This is a genomic window from Fibrobacter sp. HC4 (genome assembly GCF_023373925.1).
GTDB lineage: Bacteria > Fibrobacterota > Fibrobacteria > Fibrobacterales > Fibrobacteraceae > Fibrobacter.
On the sequence record NZ_JALCZV010000002.1, the window covers coordinates 165,854 to 182,577 of the forward strand.

The 16,724-nt window shown below is 50.7% G+C and carries 14 protein-coding genes; 13 read left to right on the forward strand and 1 reads right to left on the reverse strand.

The genetic code is table 11. From position 1 onward, the window contains the following. The first annotated feature begins 81 nt into the window (after positions 1–81). The 5 genes from mnmG (at position 82) to MMG03_RS01965 (ending at position 5,463) form a co-directional block, all read left to right on the forward strand. Positions 82–1,998, forward strand: a complete 1,917-nt coding sequence (gene mnmG, locus MMG03_RS01945; protein WP_249505506.1) for a tRNA uridine-5-carboxymethylaminomethyl(34) synthesis enzyme MnmG — start codon at positions 82–84, stop codon at positions 1,996–1,998. Positions 1,999–2,088: 90 nt separating this feature from the next. After that, positions 2,089–2,421, forward strand: a complete 333-nt coding sequence (locus MMG03_RS01950; RefSeq protein WP_073159407.1) for a hypothetical protein — start codon at positions 2,089–2,091, stop codon at positions 2,419–2,421. 95 nt (positions 2,422–2,516) lie between these two features. Beyond that, positions 2,517–3,125, forward strand: coding sequence for a penicillin-binding protein activator LpoB (locus MMG03_RS01955; protein WP_073159405.1), 609 nt, complete (start codon positions 2,517–2,519; stop codon positions 3,123–3,125). 27 nt (positions 3,126–3,152) lie between these two features. Next, positions 3,153–4,325 carry a putative heme d1 biosynthesis radical SAM protein NirJ1 gene (nirJ1, locus tag MMG03_RS01960; protein ID WP_249505507.1) on the forward strand — a complete coding sequence of 391 codons (1,173 nt, stop codon included), beginning with the start codon at positions 3,153–3,155 and terminating at the stop codon, positions 4,323–4,325. A 73-nt stretch (positions 4,326–4,398) separates the two neighbouring features. Further along, positions 4,399–5,463: an Lrp/AsnC family transcriptional regulator gene (locus MMG03_RS01965; RefSeq protein WP_249505508.1), complete on the forward strand. Its 1,065-nt coding sequence runs from the start codon at positions 4,399–4,401 to the stop codon at positions 5,461–5,463. Here MMG03_RS01965 and MMG03_RS01970 read toward each other — a convergent pair. Continuing rightward, positions 5,460–6,302 carry a hypothetical protein gene (locus MMG03_RS01970; RefSeq protein ID WP_158535416.1) on the reverse strand — a complete coding sequence of 281 codons (843 nt, stop codon included), beginning with the start codon at positions 6,300–6,302 and terminating at the stop codon, positions 5,460–5,462. The two genes, MMG03_RS01965 and MMG03_RS01970, sit on opposite strands and share 4 nt — an antisense overlap. A 61-nt stretch (positions 6,303–6,363) precedes the next feature. On the opposite strand from MMG03_RS01970, the gene MMG03_RS01975 reads away from it, so the two are divergent. The 8 genes from MMG03_RS01975 to MMG03_RS02010 form a co-directional block, all read left to right on the forward strand. After that, entirely contained in the window at positions 6,364–7,602 is a 1,239-nt protein-coding gene (locus tag MMG03_RS01975; protein ID WP_158236636.1) for a CotH kinase family protein, read from the forward strand. A gap of 30 nt (positions 7,603–7,632) precedes the next feature. Beyond that, positions 7,633–8,859, forward strand: a complete 1,227-nt coding sequence (gene hemA, locus MMG03_RS01980) for a glutamyl-tRNA reductase (protein WP_249505509.1) — start codon at positions 7,633–7,635, stop codon at positions 8,857–8,859. 32 nt (positions 8,860–8,891) lie between these two features. After that, positions 8,892–9,893: a hydroxymethylbilane synthase gene (gene hemC / locus MMG03_RS01985; protein ID WP_249505510.1), complete on the forward strand. Its 1,002-nt coding sequence runs from the start codon at positions 8,892–8,894 to the stop codon at positions 9,891–9,893. 45 nt (positions 9,894–9,938) lie between these two features. Next, positions 9,939–11,681, forward strand: coding sequence for a uroporphyrinogen-III C-methyltransferase (gene cobA, locus MMG03_RS01990; protein WP_249505511.1), 1,743 nt, complete (start codon positions 9,939–9,941; stop codon positions 11,679–11,681). Further along, positions 11,678–12,598 carry an NAD(P)-dependent oxidoreductase gene (locus MMG03_RS01995; RefSeq protein ID WP_249505512.1) on the forward strand — a complete coding sequence of 307 codons (921 nt, stop codon included), beginning with the start codon at positions 11,678–11,680 and terminating at the stop codon, positions 12,596–12,598. The genes cobA and MMG03_RS01995 overlap by 4 nt, the downstream gene beginning before the upstream one ends. A gap of 86 nt (positions 12,599–12,684) precedes the next feature. Next, positions 12,685–13,653 carry a porphobilinogen synthase gene (hemB, locus tag MMG03_RS02000; protein WP_249505513.1) on the forward strand — a complete coding sequence of 323 codons (969 nt, stop codon included), beginning with the start codon at positions 12,685–12,687 and terminating at the stop codon, positions 13,651–13,653. A gap of 189 nt (positions 13,654–13,842) precedes the next feature. Beyond that, positions 13,843–15,438, forward strand: coding sequence for a PEGA domain-containing protein (locus MMG03_RS02005; RefSeq protein WP_249505514.1), 1,596 nt, complete (start codon positions 13,843–13,845; stop codon positions 15,436–15,438). A gap of 14 nt (positions 15,439–15,452) precedes the next feature. Then, a partial coding sequence (locus MMG03_RS02010) for an FISUMP domain-containing protein (protein ID WP_275976867.1) occupies positions 15,453–16,724 on the forward strand: 1,272 nt, incomplete at its 3' end.

The window sequence follows — 16,724 nt, forward strand, 5'->3', positions numbered from 1 at the left end:
CTCGATTCTTTAACCTTTATCCTTTCCGTTTTAATCTCGCTTTAACCCTTATCCTTTCTGCTATCCGCTTTATCCTAACCTATGATTATTGCTGAATACGACGTTGTTGTGATTGGTGGCGGTCATGCCGGTATCGAGGCCACGCATGCTGCCTGGAAACTTGGCGTAAAGACGGCCATGCTGACTATGGAAATTGATGCCATCGGTCGCATGAGTTGCAACCCGGCTGTGGGCGGTGTGGCCAAGGGCCAGATCGTTCGCGATATCGATGCCTTGGGTGGCCTGATGGGCTTGCTGACCGATAAGGCCGGTATTCAGTTCCGCATGTTGAACATGAGCAAGGGGCCTGCCGTTTGGGGACCCCGCGCCCAGTGCGACATGAAGTATTATAGCGAAGTGGCGAAGGAAGTGATTACGAACCTCCCGGGGCTGGATGTAATCGAAGGGGATCTGGCTGCCTTTGAACGTATGGCTGATGGCCGCCTGGAATTGACCTTGCTGGACGGCAAGCGTTACATTACCAAGTCTATCGTGGTGACGAGCGGAACCTTCCTGGCTTCTAAGATGTTTACCGGTCTGGATACCAGCATCGGTGGGCGAGTCGGGGAGCCTAGTTCCGACAAGCTTTCGGAATGCCTGGCCCGCGAAGGGGTGCAGCTCCGTCGCCTTAAGACGGGTACGCCTAGCCGCCTGGATCCGGATTCCATCGACTTTAACGAATGCGAAGTGCAGCGTGGTGACGATTCCCCGTGGCCCATGAGCGACCGCCACTTGGACAATGCCGTTCCCGGCCGCGATGCGAACTACTTCTGGGGCGACCCCAAGAACAGCTTTGTCCGCAACGATTGCGTCTGCTGGATTACCCGCACCAACATAAAGACTCACGATATTCTGCGTAGCGGCTTTAAGGATAGCCCCATGTTCAGTGGACGTATCCACGGCAAGGGCCCCCGCTATTGCCCCAGTATCGAAGACAAGATCAACCGCTTTGGCGACCGTGATGGCCACCAGCTGTTCCTGGAACCGGAACAGGCCGATATTGGTCGAGTGTATATCAACGGTTTCAGCTCCAGTCTGCCGGCGGATATTCAGCTCCAGGCCATTCATACCATTCCCGGTTTGACCCGCGCCAAGGTGCTGCAGATCGGTTATGCGGTTGAGTATGATTCCGTAGATGCGACCCAGCTTTACCCCACCTTTGAATGCAAGAAGGTGCCCGGCCTCTATTTTGCCGGCCAGGTTTGTGGCACCAGCGGTTACGAAGAGGCTGCTGGCCAGGGTTTGATGGCTGGTATTAATGCTGCCCTTAAAGTTAAAGGCGAAGAACCTCTGATTCTGGGCCGCTCCGAAAGCTACCTGGGCGTCATGGTGGATGACCTGGTGAACGTTCTGCTGGACGAACCCTACCGTATGTTTACCAGCCGTGCCGAATACCGTCTGTTCCTCCGCAGCGATAACGCCGAAGCCCGCCTCAAGGAAAAGGCCCGCAAGATCGGCATGCTGTCGGAATCCGACTTTGCCGACTGGGTCCGCCGTCAGGAACTGATGGCTACCGTAAAGGAACGTCTTGCAACTACCAGCGCCCTCCCCGAAGAGGCAAACAGCATTCTGGCCGAAGGTGGTCAGGCCCTGGCAACGGAACGTACCCGCTGGATTAACGTTTTGCGCCGCCCCGGCATCGACCCTGAAGTGTTCTTCAAGGTGGCTACTCCCGATTTGAACATTTCCCGCCGCGACCAGTGGTATATGTATGCCGAAGAGATTTATGCCGGTTTCTTCGACCGTCAGGCCCGAGAAATCGACGACCAGAAGAAGATGGAATCTGTAAAGCTGTCTCCGGACCTGGATTTCATGCAGATTTCGGCCATCAGTATCGAAAGTCGTCAGCGCCTGAACGCCCAGAAGCCCCTCACATTGGGCCAGGCTAGCCGAATTCCGGGGGTCCGACCGGCCGATATTACGGTTTTGGCCCACTGGTTGGAGAATCGCTACGCCTAAAGAGGGATTTTTTGCTTTACAATCTTTGCTAAAAATCAAAAAATTACTACATTTGGCCCGACAATTAACAATATTTTCAAGAGGTATATCATGGCAGAAGAAAAAGTCGAAGAAGTTAAGGTTGAAGCTGCAGAAGCTGCAGAAGTTAAGGTAGAAGCTAAGGAAGAAGTTAAGGCTGCCGATAAGAAGAAGGCTCCCCGTAAGGGTGGCAAGCGCCCGTTCAACAAGAAGGGTGGTAAGTTCGGTGGCAAGCCGGCCGCTCCTAAGGCTCCCAAGGTATTCAGCGACTCTCTTGAAGATCGTTTCCCGGCTCTCGCTGCAAAGCTGAAGAAGCAGATCGAAGATGGTATCAAGCAGAAGATCAAGGACGCTCAGAAGGACCCGAAGGTTGCTGAAGCTTCCAAGAAGTTCGCTGATAAGTAATTCTTCTGAATCTCAAAAAATCTTGAAAGTGCCCCTGTCCTCGGATGGGGGTATTTTTTCTATATATGGGTCATAAAATCTAAAAGGAGATAATTATGCGTAAACTGTTCGCTCTTCTCGCCGTTGGTTGCAGCCTTTGCTTTGTTGCTTGCAGCAGCGGTGGTGGCAAGTCCGTTACCCGTATCGACGAAAATTCCACTACTGACCTGTCTGGCAAGTGGAACGACACCGATTCCCGCCTGGTGGCTGACGAAATGATCTCTAGCTGCCTTTCTAGCGCAAAGATCGACCGTCTCATCAAGTCTATGGATCGTACTCCCACTGTCGTAATCGGCAAGGTCAAGAACAAGAGCCACGAACATATCAGTGTCGAAACCTTTACCAAGGACATGGAACGTGCCCTGCTGAACTCCGGTGCTGTTGACTTCGTTGCCAACTCCGACGAACGCGCAGAACTCCGCCAGGAAGTTATGGACCAGCGCGGCAACGCTACCGAAGAAACCGCCAAGGAACTGGGCATGGAACAGGGCGCCGACTGGATGCTCACCGGCACCATCAACACCATCGTCGACCAGGAAGGTGGCAAGTCCGTTATCTTCTACCAGGTTGATATGGAACTCACCGACCTCCAGTCTCACAAGAAGCTCTGGATTGGCGACAAGAAGATCAAGAAGTTCGTCTCCCAGGATTCTGTGAAGATGTAATTTGACCTTAGGAACCGAGAATTCACGATGATCAGTATTACCAAGCTTTTGATGGATGCCCCAAATTATGGGGACCAGTTGCGCTATACTCCCAAGGCTCACGAAGCCAAGAATGGAGTTTCTGAAGGCCGCGGCCCGGTGGTGGTTTGGAACTGCACCAAGACCTGCAACCTGAAGTGCGTACACTGCTATGCCCGTTCTGAAGCCATCAAGTATCAGAACGAACTGACCCACGAAGAAGGTCTGGCACTTATCGATCAGCTGGCTGAATTCAAGGTTCCTGTGATCTTGTTCAGCGGTGGCGAACCTCTGCTTCGCCCCGACTTTTTTGAACTGGCCAACTATGCGGCCAGCAAGGGCATTCGCCCTACAATTTCTACCAACGGTACATGCATCACTCCCGAAGTGGCCGAAAAGCTGAAGGCCATGGGGGTGGGCTATGTTGGTATTAGCCTTGATGGTAACGAGTCTACCCATGACAAGTTCCGCGGTAAAGAGGGCGCCTATAAGCTTGCCATCCGCGGCATTCGTAACTGTGTGGCTACCGGTCAGAAGGTGGGCCTCCGCTTTACCATTACCAAGGACAATTTCCGCGACCTGAATTCCATCTTCGATTTGATCGAAGCCGAAAACATCGATCGCGCCTGCTTCTACCACCTGGTCTATAGCGGCCGTGGCAGCGGCATTGTTGACCATGACCTGAGCCACGAAGAAAGCCGTGAAGTCATGGACTTGATTATCGACCGCGTTCTTGATTTTAAGAAGCGTGGTCTCAATAAGGAAATTCTGACTGTCGACAATCACGCCGACGCCGTGTATCTGTACCAGCGCATGAAGCGCGAAGATCCGGAACGCGCCAAGAAGATTCTGGAACTGATCCAGAGCAATGGCGGTAACCGTAGCGGTATGGCTTTCGGTAACATCGACAGTATCGGTAACGTTCATCCCGACCAGTTTACCCAGTACATAACCCTGGGCAATGTTCGCGAACGCAAGTTCGGCGATATCTGGACCGACGAATCCAATCCCATTATGGCGGGCCTCAAGAACCGTAAGCCGCTGCTTAAGGGTCGCTGCCCCAAGTGCGCCTTCCTGAACCTTTGCAACGGTAACTTCCGTACCCGCGCCGAAGCTGTTACAGGTGACTTCTGGGAAATGGACCCGGCCTGCTACCTGAACGACGAAGAAGTGGTTATCTAGTCAACAGTGATTAGTGGTTAGTGATTAGGATTATAAACCTGTTTACTAACCACTGCTTACTAACCACTATATTATGACTGAATTAGAACAGCAAATCCTTGACATCATCCAGGACGGATTCCCCATTGTGGAACGTCCTTATGCTGTCTTGGCCGATATGCTGAATCGCGAAGCCGTGTTGCTGCATGCGGATGATGCTCAACATTTGCATACTACGGAACAGCTTGTATTTGATGTGGTTGAATCCCTTCGTTCATCTGGCGTTATCCGTCGACTTGGCGGTGTGTACGATACAAAACGACTTGGTCTGGTAAGCCGCCTGTGTGCCGGCAAGGTTCCTAGCGTGGCGACTGGTGCCACTGACGATTCTGCCCTGGAACAGTTTGCTGCTGCGGTTATGGAAATTCCTGCCATTACCCACAATTACGTCAGGTCTCACCAGTATAATGTGTGGTTTACGGTCATTGCCGAAAGTGAATTGGCTTTGCAGGCTGTAATCGATAAACTTTGCGGGGAGACCGCTCTGCACGATGTTCATTCCATGCCGGCCCGCAAGATGTTCAAGATCAACACGGTCATGTCTCGGCGTTCCAGGACTTCGGCAAAGCAGGGCGAACCTTCGGCTAGCGCGATGAACTCGGTAAGTTCGGCGAATGCCTTGAACGTTTCGGCGTTGTCTGTTTCTGACCGAACCCGCATCCGGTTGCTGAGTGGAGATTTGCCTCATTCCCTGACTCCGTTTAACGAACTTTTCGCGGATGTCATTAGCGGGACGAAGTCTCTGGCGGATCTTTTACAGGATGCTTGTTCTGACCTGACGTCCAGGCGTATGCGCCGATTCGGGGCCGTACTTCGCCATCAGGATGCCGGCTTCCCGTGCAATGCCATGGTTTGTTTTGATGTGGCTGATGGGTCTGCTGCCGGTGCGGTTCTCGCGGCGAATCCTCATGTATCCCATTGCTATGAACGCCCTCCGTTTGAGGGGTTCCCCTATAATGTTTATGCCATGTTCCATGCTTCTACAAACGAAGAACTCCTGCGTTTTGTGAATGAGGCTGTGGCGGCTCTTGGCAATCCTCAGTTTGCGGTACTGCATTCTGTACGCGAACTTAAGAAGACCAGCTATAAGTACTTCTAGATTCCTGCTTTCAGGAAGATGCCGATGCGATGACCCGTCTCGAAACCGAAGAGGGTGCCTTCGTGAATTTCGTAATTGAGACCTAGGCTAATGGGGAGGGCGCTGAACCTTCTGGAAAGGTCGAATCGCATCTTGTAACCATGGAAGTCGTCCTTCATTTTGCGGTAGGGCTTGTCCATGTGCAGGTTTTCGGATTCGTGGATTCGGTTCTGGTATAGGAACACCTGGTCAAAAATCCAGCCACTCTGTGTGCTTTCGTTCCACCAGAATTTCCATGCCAGAGATGCCTTGAAGCCGACTTCGTCACCTGGGGCGAAGTCGTTCTTTTCAAAAAATCTGTTGTACCTGAATGCGGTCCCCAAAATCAATCTTTGCGTAAACTTGAACGCGTAGAAGGGCTCTATGTTCAGACGGTGGAATCGGTTCCGCTGGGAACCTTCTCCTGGAGGGAATCGCCAGCCGACGTTCAGGCCGGCACCTTTCAGAATGTCGGCTTCTTCGTTGACGAAGGGCATGAACTTGGCGCCTACGTAGGTTTCGTTAAAACCGTTTACGTGAAGGTTGCAGTAATTGTGGACGTACCCCTTGGTCGAATATTCGTAGCTGAAGCTCAAGAAGCGGAAGGCTCCGTCAACATAAAGGCTGGCCTTGCCACCGGTCATAGGAAGGGCGAACTCGGCAGAGACATTCATGTCGGCACTGTAGATGTCTTCGTCTAGATCGACGGCTCCTTCTACAGAGGCCCAGGTGCTTGGGGGTAAAATAGGGTGCAGGACTTCGGTTGCGTAGGCCATGGCGGCCGCGCCCAACAACATTAAAATGGAAGTCCCTCGCATCATGCTCCAAATATATCAAAGATTTAAACAAATGATGATTTATGTTGTATTTTTGAAATGTCGTATGCGGTTGTCTTTCGTAAAAAGTTTGATGTTCCTTTTGATCGCCTTGTTGTTTGGCGGTTGTGTTTATGATGGAACGGATGACGAAATGGATTACTTGCCCATTGATGATTCGCAGTACCCTTATGCGGGTATTCCCCGTGTGGTTATCGAGACCGAAAATTTTTCTCAGATCCGGGATGTTGAAACGGAATTCCCGTCGCGGCTCCAGATTTATGGCGACTCGGCTCCGGTTAGCGGTGTCTATAAGCTGACTGTTCGTGGCCGCGGAAATTCAAGCGCCAAGATGCCCAAGTACGGGTTGAAACTGGAATTTGAAGACAAGGTAAAAATGTTCGGCATGCCCAAGAATAGGGACTGGGCCCTGATCGCCAATTATGGGGACAAGACTCATTTGCGGAATTTTATGATGTCCAGAATATCGGAATGGCTTGGGGCGAGATATACTCCCAAGATGCAATTTGTAGAGCTTTATCTAAATCGCAAATATATGGGCCTCTACCTTTTTTCTGAAACCGTAAAGGTGGGCAAGAACCGGGTGAACATCGAAGAGAACGATTCTACCTTTTTGTTTGAAAAGGAAGACAGTAAAAAATTGGATCCGCCTTATGTGACCACGAATTTGGGATACACATTCCATGTGAAGTCGCCCAAGAATATGACGGAAAAGTCAGAAGCGCTGCTGACGGAACACCTGAATGAATTTGAGATTTTTATTCATGGCGGTCACAATGGTTATTCTGATACCATGAGCAAATGGATTGATATGGAAGATTATCTGCGCTACTATTGGGTGCAGGAATATTCAAAGAATGAAGATGGCTCTTTTGCCCGCAGCGTTTATATGACTTGGTCGAAGGGAGGCTTGATTCATTTTGGCCCCCTGTGGGATTTTGACCTGGCTTTCGGCAATGCTTCCTATGATCAGAATAAATCTGCCGATGGTTGGTACATTCGTTCTCAACGCTGGAACCGTCTAATTTTCAATGACTATTACGTTCGGTTGGAAGCGCAAAAATTCTGGGAAGATCACAAGGAACTTTTTTATGACTTGATCGATAGCGTGCCCCTGTACCGTAAGGGAATCGAGAAGGCTATTGCCAATGAATACAAGCGTTGGCCCATTATCCGCAATACCGAAAACTGGGCTTTGAAGGAACCGTATGATTCTTACGATGAAGCGGTTGAAGCCATGGTGAAGTGGATGAAAGAACGGTACGAATGGATTGAAGAACATTAAAGATCAGAACGTTTTTTCTACATTTGGGCCATGCGAAAAATCTACATGGCAGGAATGAGTCATAAGGTCGCGGATATTGCTGTCCGCGAGAAGTTCTATATCCCCATGGATATAAAGACCGAAGCTCTCCAGCGCAAATCTTTTGATGAACTTTTGATTCTTGCCACCTGTAACCGCACTGAATTTTACGTGGCCAGCGACAGGGAACTTGAAGAAGGCGAACTGGTCCGCTACATTTGCGGATTGGTTGGACAGAAGTTTGAAGACTTCGGACAGTTCTTCTATGTGAAGTGTGGTGACGATGTGGCCCATCATGTGATGAACGTGTGTGCGGGCCTGGATTCCGTGGCCGTGGGGGAGGACCAGATTCTTAACCAGATTAATCGTGCTTACGAAACGGCTCACCAGCTTGGGGCTACAGGCAACAGCCTGAATAAGCTTTTTCAGAGTGCCATTCACACCACCAAGCGCATCAAGACCGAAACCAATTTGAGCAAGCTTAGCTGCAACATTCCCTTTTTGGCCATGAAGCAGGTCCTTAAGACTTTTGACGATCTTGAAAACCGTTCGGTCTACATTATCGGCCTTGGCGAAATGGGTTCCCTGATGTTGAAGTATGTTCAGGAATATACGACTCACATTTTTGCCAGCAGCCGCACTTTTTCTAATGCCGAAAAGTTTGCCGACGTGTTGACTCCTGTTCCGTTTGAAAACCGCTACGATGTGGTTGGAACGTGCGATGTGGTCATTCTATGTAGCGCTTGCCATGACCCGATTATTACCAGGGATGAGTACGCTGCCGCCTTAAAGGAAAAGTCCCACTTGGTCATCGACTTGGGAAGCCCCCGTAATGGTGAAGCCTCTATTGGCGAACTTCCGGACGTTACCTATGTCTGCGTCGATGAACTGCAGAAAGTTGTGGATGAAAACCGCCGCCTCCGCGTTATCGAACTGGAGGCCGCCCAGAAAATCCTTCAGGAAGGTATCGAGGAATTTTTGCAGTGGTACCGCATGGATGATGTGGCCAAGCTTATTAATGTCCAGGCCGAAAAGATGATGCGGATGGCTTCCGAGGAATCTGAGAAATTGCTCCGCTCCTTGCCGAATTTGGAAACTGCGGAATCTGAAAAAATTCAGATGATGTTTGAACGGTTCGCCAAGAAAATCGCCAGCGAGTACCTCTATAAGGTAAAGGACAAAAATTCTCCTGAAGACGTTCAGAAGTATTTGGAATGCCTTTGCAACGTGTCATCCTGAGCGTAGCGAAGGATCTAGCAGAAGGTTATGTAATGAAGCTAAGAATCGCGACCCGTAAGAGCGCCTTGGCGCTTGCCCAGACCACCCAGGCTGCCGATGAAATCGTTGCGGCTAACCGCAGTTTTTTCGCTGACGAAAAGGTCGGTGGGAATTGCGCCGATGGTGGGGACTGCGCGGGCCTCTCATACGAACTGGTTTCTATGACTACTGAAGGGGACCGTCGTCTGGACAAGTCCCTGGCAAGTTTTGGAGGCAAGGGCGTTTTTATCAAGGAACTTGAAGTGGCTCTTCTGGAAGGGCGCGCTGACATTGCGATTCATAGCCTGAAGGATATGCCTGCCGAAGTGCTTCCCCAGTTTAAGTTGGCTGCCGTGTTAAAACGCGAAGATCCCCGTGACGCTTTTTTGGCCCGCGGGGGTGTCGCTGGCATCCGCTTTATGGACCTGCCTGCGGGAGCCAAGGTTGGAACGGGTAGCATTCGACGAGTCGTTCAGCTGAAGGCCTTGCGCCCGGATTTGGAATACGTTCCCATTCGCGGAAACATCCAGACCCGCATTTCTAAGCTGGCCGAATTGGACGGTGTTGTCCTTGCTGCCGCCGGCTTGAACCGAATGGGGTTGGCGGATCAGGTGACTGAATATTTTAGCACCGAACAGATGCTCCCTGCCAGCGGCCAGGGCATCCTCGCCATTGAAACCCTGCGCCAACCCGAAGAGCTGTGTGTCGAAACGATCCTCTCCCGCGTAAACCACGTTCCCACCTTCTGTATTGCCGTTGCCGAAATGGCTTTCTTGAAGGCTCTGGATGCAGGATGCCAATTCCCTGTGGCAAGTTTTGCAGAATTTGAAAAAGACGCAATTGGTGATGTACGTACTTTGAAAATTCGCGGTATCTATTGGGACGAATCTTCCTCTCGTTTGCTTCGTGCTGAAACGTCCCGTGAAATCCACATGAATGAATCCAATACGCTCGAAGAATCCAAGGCTTTGGGCGTTGCCCTTGCGGAACTCATTAAAAAGCAGCTGGCTGAATAATAAAAGATTTTACGTCCTACCATAAATTCTAAATTATAATACGGAATGAAGAATTTTGGTAAAGTTTATTTGATTGGCGCAGGCCCCGGTGATCCGGGTCTGTTTACCTTGAAGGGCAAGTCCATTTTGGAACGTGCCGATGTTGTTGTGTACGACCGTTTGGTTTCTCCGGCAATTTTGTCTTTTTGTAATGCAAGTGCCGAAATGGTGGATGTAGGCAAGATGCCTACACATCACAAGGTTAAGCAATCCGAAATCAATAAACTGTTGGTGAAGTTTGCCCAGGAAAAGCCTGGTGCCGTAATCGCCCGCCTGAAAGGTGGTGATCCCTTTGTGTTCGGTCGTGGTGGCGAAGAGGCTTTGGAACTGATTGATGCCGGTGTGGAATTCGAAGTGGTTCCCGGTATCACAAGTGCCATTTCTGTGCCCGCCTACGCAGGCATTCCTGTAAGCCATCGTGGAATTGCTACCAGCTTCCACATTGTTACCGGCCATGAAAAGCAGGAAATGCAGACGTGTCATTCTGAGCTATACGAAACTAAGAACTTTAGTTCTCAAGTTGAGTTATGCCCTTTGGGTAGAAGCACGAAGGGCGGAGTCGAAGAATCTAGCATTTCTGGTCTCGATTTTCCCGCTCTTGCCAAGTGCCCTGGCACTCTGATTTTCTTGATGGGCATTTCCAATATGGAAATGATTTCTCGCCGTCTGATTGAATGCGGTAAGGATCCCAAGACTCCTCTGGCTTTTATCGAAAAGGGAACAACCCCCTACCAGCGTACCGTTATGTGTACCTTGGAAACCGCAGGGGAGACTATCCTTCGTGAAAACGTAACCGCTCCTGCCATTACCATTATGGGTGGTGTTGTCGAGTTGGGGAATACTCTTGCCTGGCGTAAGAATTTGCCTCTTTCAGGTAAGCGTCTGGTGGTGACCCGTGCTGCAAAACAGGCTGGGGGAATCGCTTCCCGCCTGACGGCTCTCGGAGCCGAAGTTATTGAGACGCCCATGATCGAGACTCGTGGTGTTGAACCTCGCGTAGGTTCTTTGGATGGGACTGCTGCTGATTTCGCAGACCTTTCAAACTTTGACGTCCTCGCATTCACCAGTACCAACGGCGTAGATTCCTTCTTTGAATTGTTGTTCAGGGCGGGTCTGGATATTCGTTCTCTCGCCGGAAAGAAAATCGCCAGTGTTGGGAAGATTACCGAAAAGAAATTGTTGGAACGGGGTATTCGCTGTGATTACGTTCCCGAAGATCACACCGGCGAAGGTCTGGGCAAATTGCTCGCCTCCAAGTGTCTTTCAGAAACACAGTGTGCGTGTCATTCTGAGCTATACGAAACTAAGAACTTTAGTTCTCAAGTTGAGTTATGCCCTTTGGGTAGAAGCACGCAGTGCGAAGTCGAAGAATCTCGCATCCTCCTTCTCCAGGGAAATCTTGCCGACGATACCATCTTGAAGCTTTTGCCGAAGGCAACCCGTTGGGTGGTTTACGAAACCCTTCCTGTGGCCACCTTGCCCGACTGGAAGCGTGAAGCCGTTGCCGGTGCTGATGCCGTCGTATTCGCCAGCTCCAGTGCCGTGGAAAATTTCATGAACGCTTTGAAATTACCTCAAAGCACCGAAGGTGCGGCCTCAAACCTCAGCGCGCAGCGCCCTCATTTGGCCTTCTCCATTGGTCGCCTGACCTCTGCCACCGCCAAGAAGTACGACTTCGAAGTTGTGGAAAGCGAAGAGACTTCCATGGATTCCCTGGTCAAGAAAATCACGGAATACTACGCCGTATGAAAGTCGTTCTGATTATCGCCCATAACTGCATCCGTCCGGGAGCTTACCGCGGTTTTGAAACTGTTCTTGACCGCCTTCGTAAGGATATGCCTGACGCTCGTATAGCAAGTACTAGCCTTGTGGATTTGGATAATGATTTGCGTGCTATCTTACGCGAGGATGTGGAATCCGTAACCTTGTTGCCTTACTTGCTTTTGAACGGTCAGCATTCCAAGGGTGATATTCCCGCCATTGTTGCCGCAGCCCAGAAGGACTTCCCACAGATTCCCATGACGCTTTTGCCACCCTTGGGAGAATGGGATGGCTTTGCGGATATGGTGGTGAAGGAAGTTGGCAAGGTCAACAATCCGGAGCATTCCTCCCCGCGTCATTCTGAGCGGAGCGCGGAGCGCGGAGTCGAAGAATCCAGCCGTCCCTCGCACCTTTTCGCTATTGAAATGAATCTGGAAGGTAAAAATGTGCTGGTGGTGGGCGGTGGCCGCATAGCCCTTCGTAAGGTAAAGACCTTGCTTCCTACAGGAGCTCGCATCACAGTGGTGGCCCCCATGATTGATCCTGAGTTCAAGACTCTAGATGTGCCACAGAATTCTCTTACGACTGTAACTCTGGAAGAGCGTCCTTACGATGTTCTGGATCTTCGTTCTGTTTCTATGGTATTCATCTGTACGGATCAGCCGGCAGTAAATGCACAAGTCAGTAACGATGCGCGAGCCCGCCGCATTCTGGTGAATAATGCCTGCGATTACCTGGATGGTGATTTCATTGTTCCCGCCCGAATGGACTTTGGTAAAAACATCACCGTAACCGTTTCCACCCAGGGCCGCGCTCCCAGCCTGGCAAAAAAGTTGAAACAGAAAATTCAGGCAGACTGGAAAAAAGACCTAGAACAAATTGAAAAAGAAAGCTGTGAGCTATGAGTAATGAGTTTTGTGCTAAAACAAGGCGCCCTCGGCGCGATTATTAAACCTCATACCTTTAATCTTTAACCTTAAAACTTTAACCTATGATTATCCGTCCTCGTCGTCTTCGTCAGAATACTACCATCCGCAACATGATTGCGGAAACTTCCGTTAGCCCCGATTGCCTCGTTTACCCCATGTTCGTGGTAGAAGGGGAGGGCGTCAAAGAAGAAATTCCCAGCATGCCCAACCAGTTCCGCTTCAGCATCGATGAACTGCTGAAGGAAATTGAAACCTTTGGACCTTTGGGCTTGAAGTCCGTGTTGCTGTTTGGTATTCCCGACCATAAGGACGAAATGGGCTCCCAGGCTTATGATGATGATGGTATCGTTCAGCGCGCCACCCGTGCAATCAAGGCCAGATTCCCGGAAATCTACGTGATTTGCGACGTCTGCCTTTGCGAATACATGAGCCACGGCCACTGCGGAATCATCAAGGATTGCGACGTGGATAACGATCCCACCTTGGAACTTCTGGCAAAGACAGCTGTTTCTCAGATTGCTGCCGGCGCAGATATGGTGGCCCCCAGTGATATGATGGACGGTCACATTACCGCCATCCGTGAAGCTTTGGACGAAGCTGGTTTTACCAACGCTCCCATTATGGGTTACAGCGCTAAGTTCGCCAGCGCCTATTACGGCCCCTTCCGCGATGCCGCCGATTCCGCACCCCATTTCGGCAACCGCAAAACTTACCAGATGGATGTCCGCAACATCCGTGAAGCTATGCACGAAGTGGAACTGGATTTGGAAGAAGGTGCCGATATCGTTATGGTAAAGCCGGGCCTTGCTTTTTTGGATGTGCTTCGCGGTGCTGCCGAAATCAGCAACGTCCCCGTAGCCGTCTACAACGTCAGTGGAGAATACTCCATGGTGAAGGCCGCTGCAAAGATGGGCTGGATCGACGAAGATTCCATCATCCGCGAAAATATGATTGCATTCAAGCGTGCCGGCGCCGACATCATCATTACCTACCACGCCAAGGAAATTCTGGAACGCGGCTTGTTGAAGTAGACTTGTCTTTAATTAACCCTCGGAAAGAAATTAGAAGATGGGTAAGTAGACGTGTCACCCTGAGCGTAGTCGAAGGGTCTCGCAGATGACCTTCAAAGCACCTGGAAAAATCAGGTGTTTTTTTTTGTGTATTGTAAAAATTTCTTTAAAAATGTTAACTTTATAAAATACGTTTAGAGACCCAGTATTATGAGATTTATTTTATTTCTGCTGACCGTTGTTCTTTTGCCGGTGGTGTCACTTGCAAAGTTTGTTGCCGTGCTTGAAACTTTGGCTGATCCTGCGGCAAAAGATGTTGTCACTTTGTCTGACAGAACTTACTTGACGGATGTGCTTCGTAGCGAGGCGGTTAAGGTGCTGCCTGCAGAGCAGAATTTCACTATCATGACTCGCGAGAACATTAACGCCATGCTTCCTCCGGGTAAGTCTATTGAGGAGTGCGAAGGTAGTTGCCTTGCAGAAACTGGTCGTAACATAGCTGCAGATTATGTGGCTCAGGCTCGTGTTGGCATGTTCGGTGGTTCCCTTACCTTGAGCGTGGAAATTTACGAGACTGCTGGCAACAAGCTGGTGGCAGGTTTCAATGGTGACGGTGAAACTGTAAAGGACTTGCTGAACATTATTAAGCAGGAATCCCCTGAATTTTTCAAGAAGGTTAAGGGATCTGGTTCCAGTTGGGGTGGTGCCACCGGTTTTAGTGATATTGGCGGCGGCGGTGAATTTTCCGTGAAAGGAAAGAAGTCCTTTATTGTGGAAGTTGTTACCAATCCGGCGGGAGCCGCATTGAGCATAGACGGCCGCCCTGTTCCCAAGTGCATGCAGACCCCCTGCCGAGTTCAGGTGGAGGAAGGCGAACACCTGTTTGTGCTGGTAAAGGAACGTTATGACGATGGGGAAACTCGGGCTACGATTTCAGCATCGAACAAGACTGTGAATATGGAGTTGACTCCGAACTTCGGTACTTTAGTGTTGGGACCTAAATTTGCCGGTGTGGGACGACTGGGCGATGTTTCCATGTGGGTGGATGGAAAATCTGTGAAGCAGAGGAAGCTTGAACTGGATCCCGGAATCCACGAAGTCCGCTTGACTCACCCCTGCTATGACCCCATGGAATTTAAGGTGGGCATTGAAAAAATGGGCTCAGCACATTTTGATAAACCCATGACCCGTGGTATCGGTGGCCTTAAGCTAGATGCGGAATGGAACGGTGATCCCCAGGCGGTCCCCGTATATGTGGATGGGGAGGAAGTGGGCAGCACTCCTTTCCTGGGAGAGGTTCCTTTGTGTTCCAAGGTGACTGTGGGCGAGGGGAGTCATCTTGAAGATGTTGATGTAAAATTGCTTTGGCACGAGACAGTGGAGTTTACCCACAAGCTGAAAAATAAGCCTGGGGCAGTTGCCATGGCGGAAGATGCTCGCAAGGACAGCATCGCTGCGGCAGAGGAAATTCGTCGCAAGGCTGATGCGGCATACAATGAACTGGACGGAAATAAGAATCCTCAGGTTGGAGAATCTGTTTCTACGGGTGTCCAGTCCGAGCCCGCAAATAAACAAGGAATTCATTGGGTGCCTGTAGGTTTATCCGCTGCAGTGACTGTAACAGGTGCCGTACTTACTATTGTGGGCTACAATAAGGCTACCTCTGCCCATGACAAAAAGCCAGCCAATGTCGATGAGTACAAGAAGAACAAGGATGATATCCATAGCGGAAACACCTTGAATACGGCAGGCATCATTACCGCTATTGTCGGTGCAATCGGCCTAGGCCTGAGTTTCGCATTTTAGGGGAGGGTAAAAAAATGAAATTAAATAAACGACCCTACTCTCTTCTCTCCATTCCGAGCGAATCCTCTCGTGTCATTCTGAGCGCAGCACGAAGTGCGAAGTCGAAGAATCTTGGAATGCTCGCCTTCGCATTTGTTCTCCTGGCACTCACCGCCTGTACCTCCGGCCTTGAAGATGACTATGAGGAAATGTATGGGTATTTGGTAAATGGCAGTGTCACCCCGAGCGTAGTCGAGGGGTCTATGACCGACTCCCGCGACGGTCAAACCTACAAGACGGTGACCATCGGCACCCAGACCTGGATGGCGGAGAATCTGAACTACGCTTACGTTAAGCATACTGCTGAAGAGGATTCATCTAGTTTTTGTTATGACAATAATCCTGATAACTGCGCAAAGTACGGTCGTCTGTACCTGTGGTCTGCCGCCATGGACTCCGCGGCCGTATTCAGTACCGCAGGTAAGGGCTGTGGCTATGGCAAGACCTGTAGCCCCAGTGGTACCGTACGTGGCGTCTGCCCCGAAGGTTGGCACCTGCCTAACGATGACGAGTGGAATACTTTGTGGACCGCCGTCGGTGGAACCAGCACCGCCGTTTTAAAGCTGAAATCTACTAGCGGTTGGTCTGGTGGTGGCGACGGCTCCGATTCCTTTGGCTTCGCTGTTTTGCCGGCGGGCCGCCGCTACAACAGTGGCAGTTTCTACGACGAGGGCTACGACGCAAACTTCTGGAGTTCTACTGAGTACGATAGTTACTACGCGTACGGTTGGTTCTTCAACTACAACTACGGCAGCGTGCTCCGTGACAACAGCAATGAGGGCTTCGGGTTTTCCGTTCGTTGTCTTCGGGACTCTGACGAGGGGGGCGAAGCCTCCTCGTCGAGCTCGCAGGCACAGCCAACGAGCTCATCCTCCAGTGTCACCCCGAGCGAAGTCGAGGGGTCTATGACCGACTCTCGCGACGGTCAAACCTACAAGACAGTGACCATCGGCACCCAGACCTGGATGGCCGAGAACTTGAACTACGATTACAACGAAGGAACCGCCAAGAGCTACTGCTACGAAGACAACACTGCTAACTGTGATAAGTATGGTCGTCTGTACCTGTGGTCTGCCGCCATGGACTCCGCGGCCGTATTCAGTACCGCAGGTAAGGGCTGTGGCTATGGCAAGACCTGTAGCCCTAGCGGTACCGTACGTGGCGTCTGCCCCGAAGGTTGGCACCTGCCTAACGATGACGAGTGGAATACTTTGTGGACCGCCGTCGGTGGAACCAGCACCGCCGGT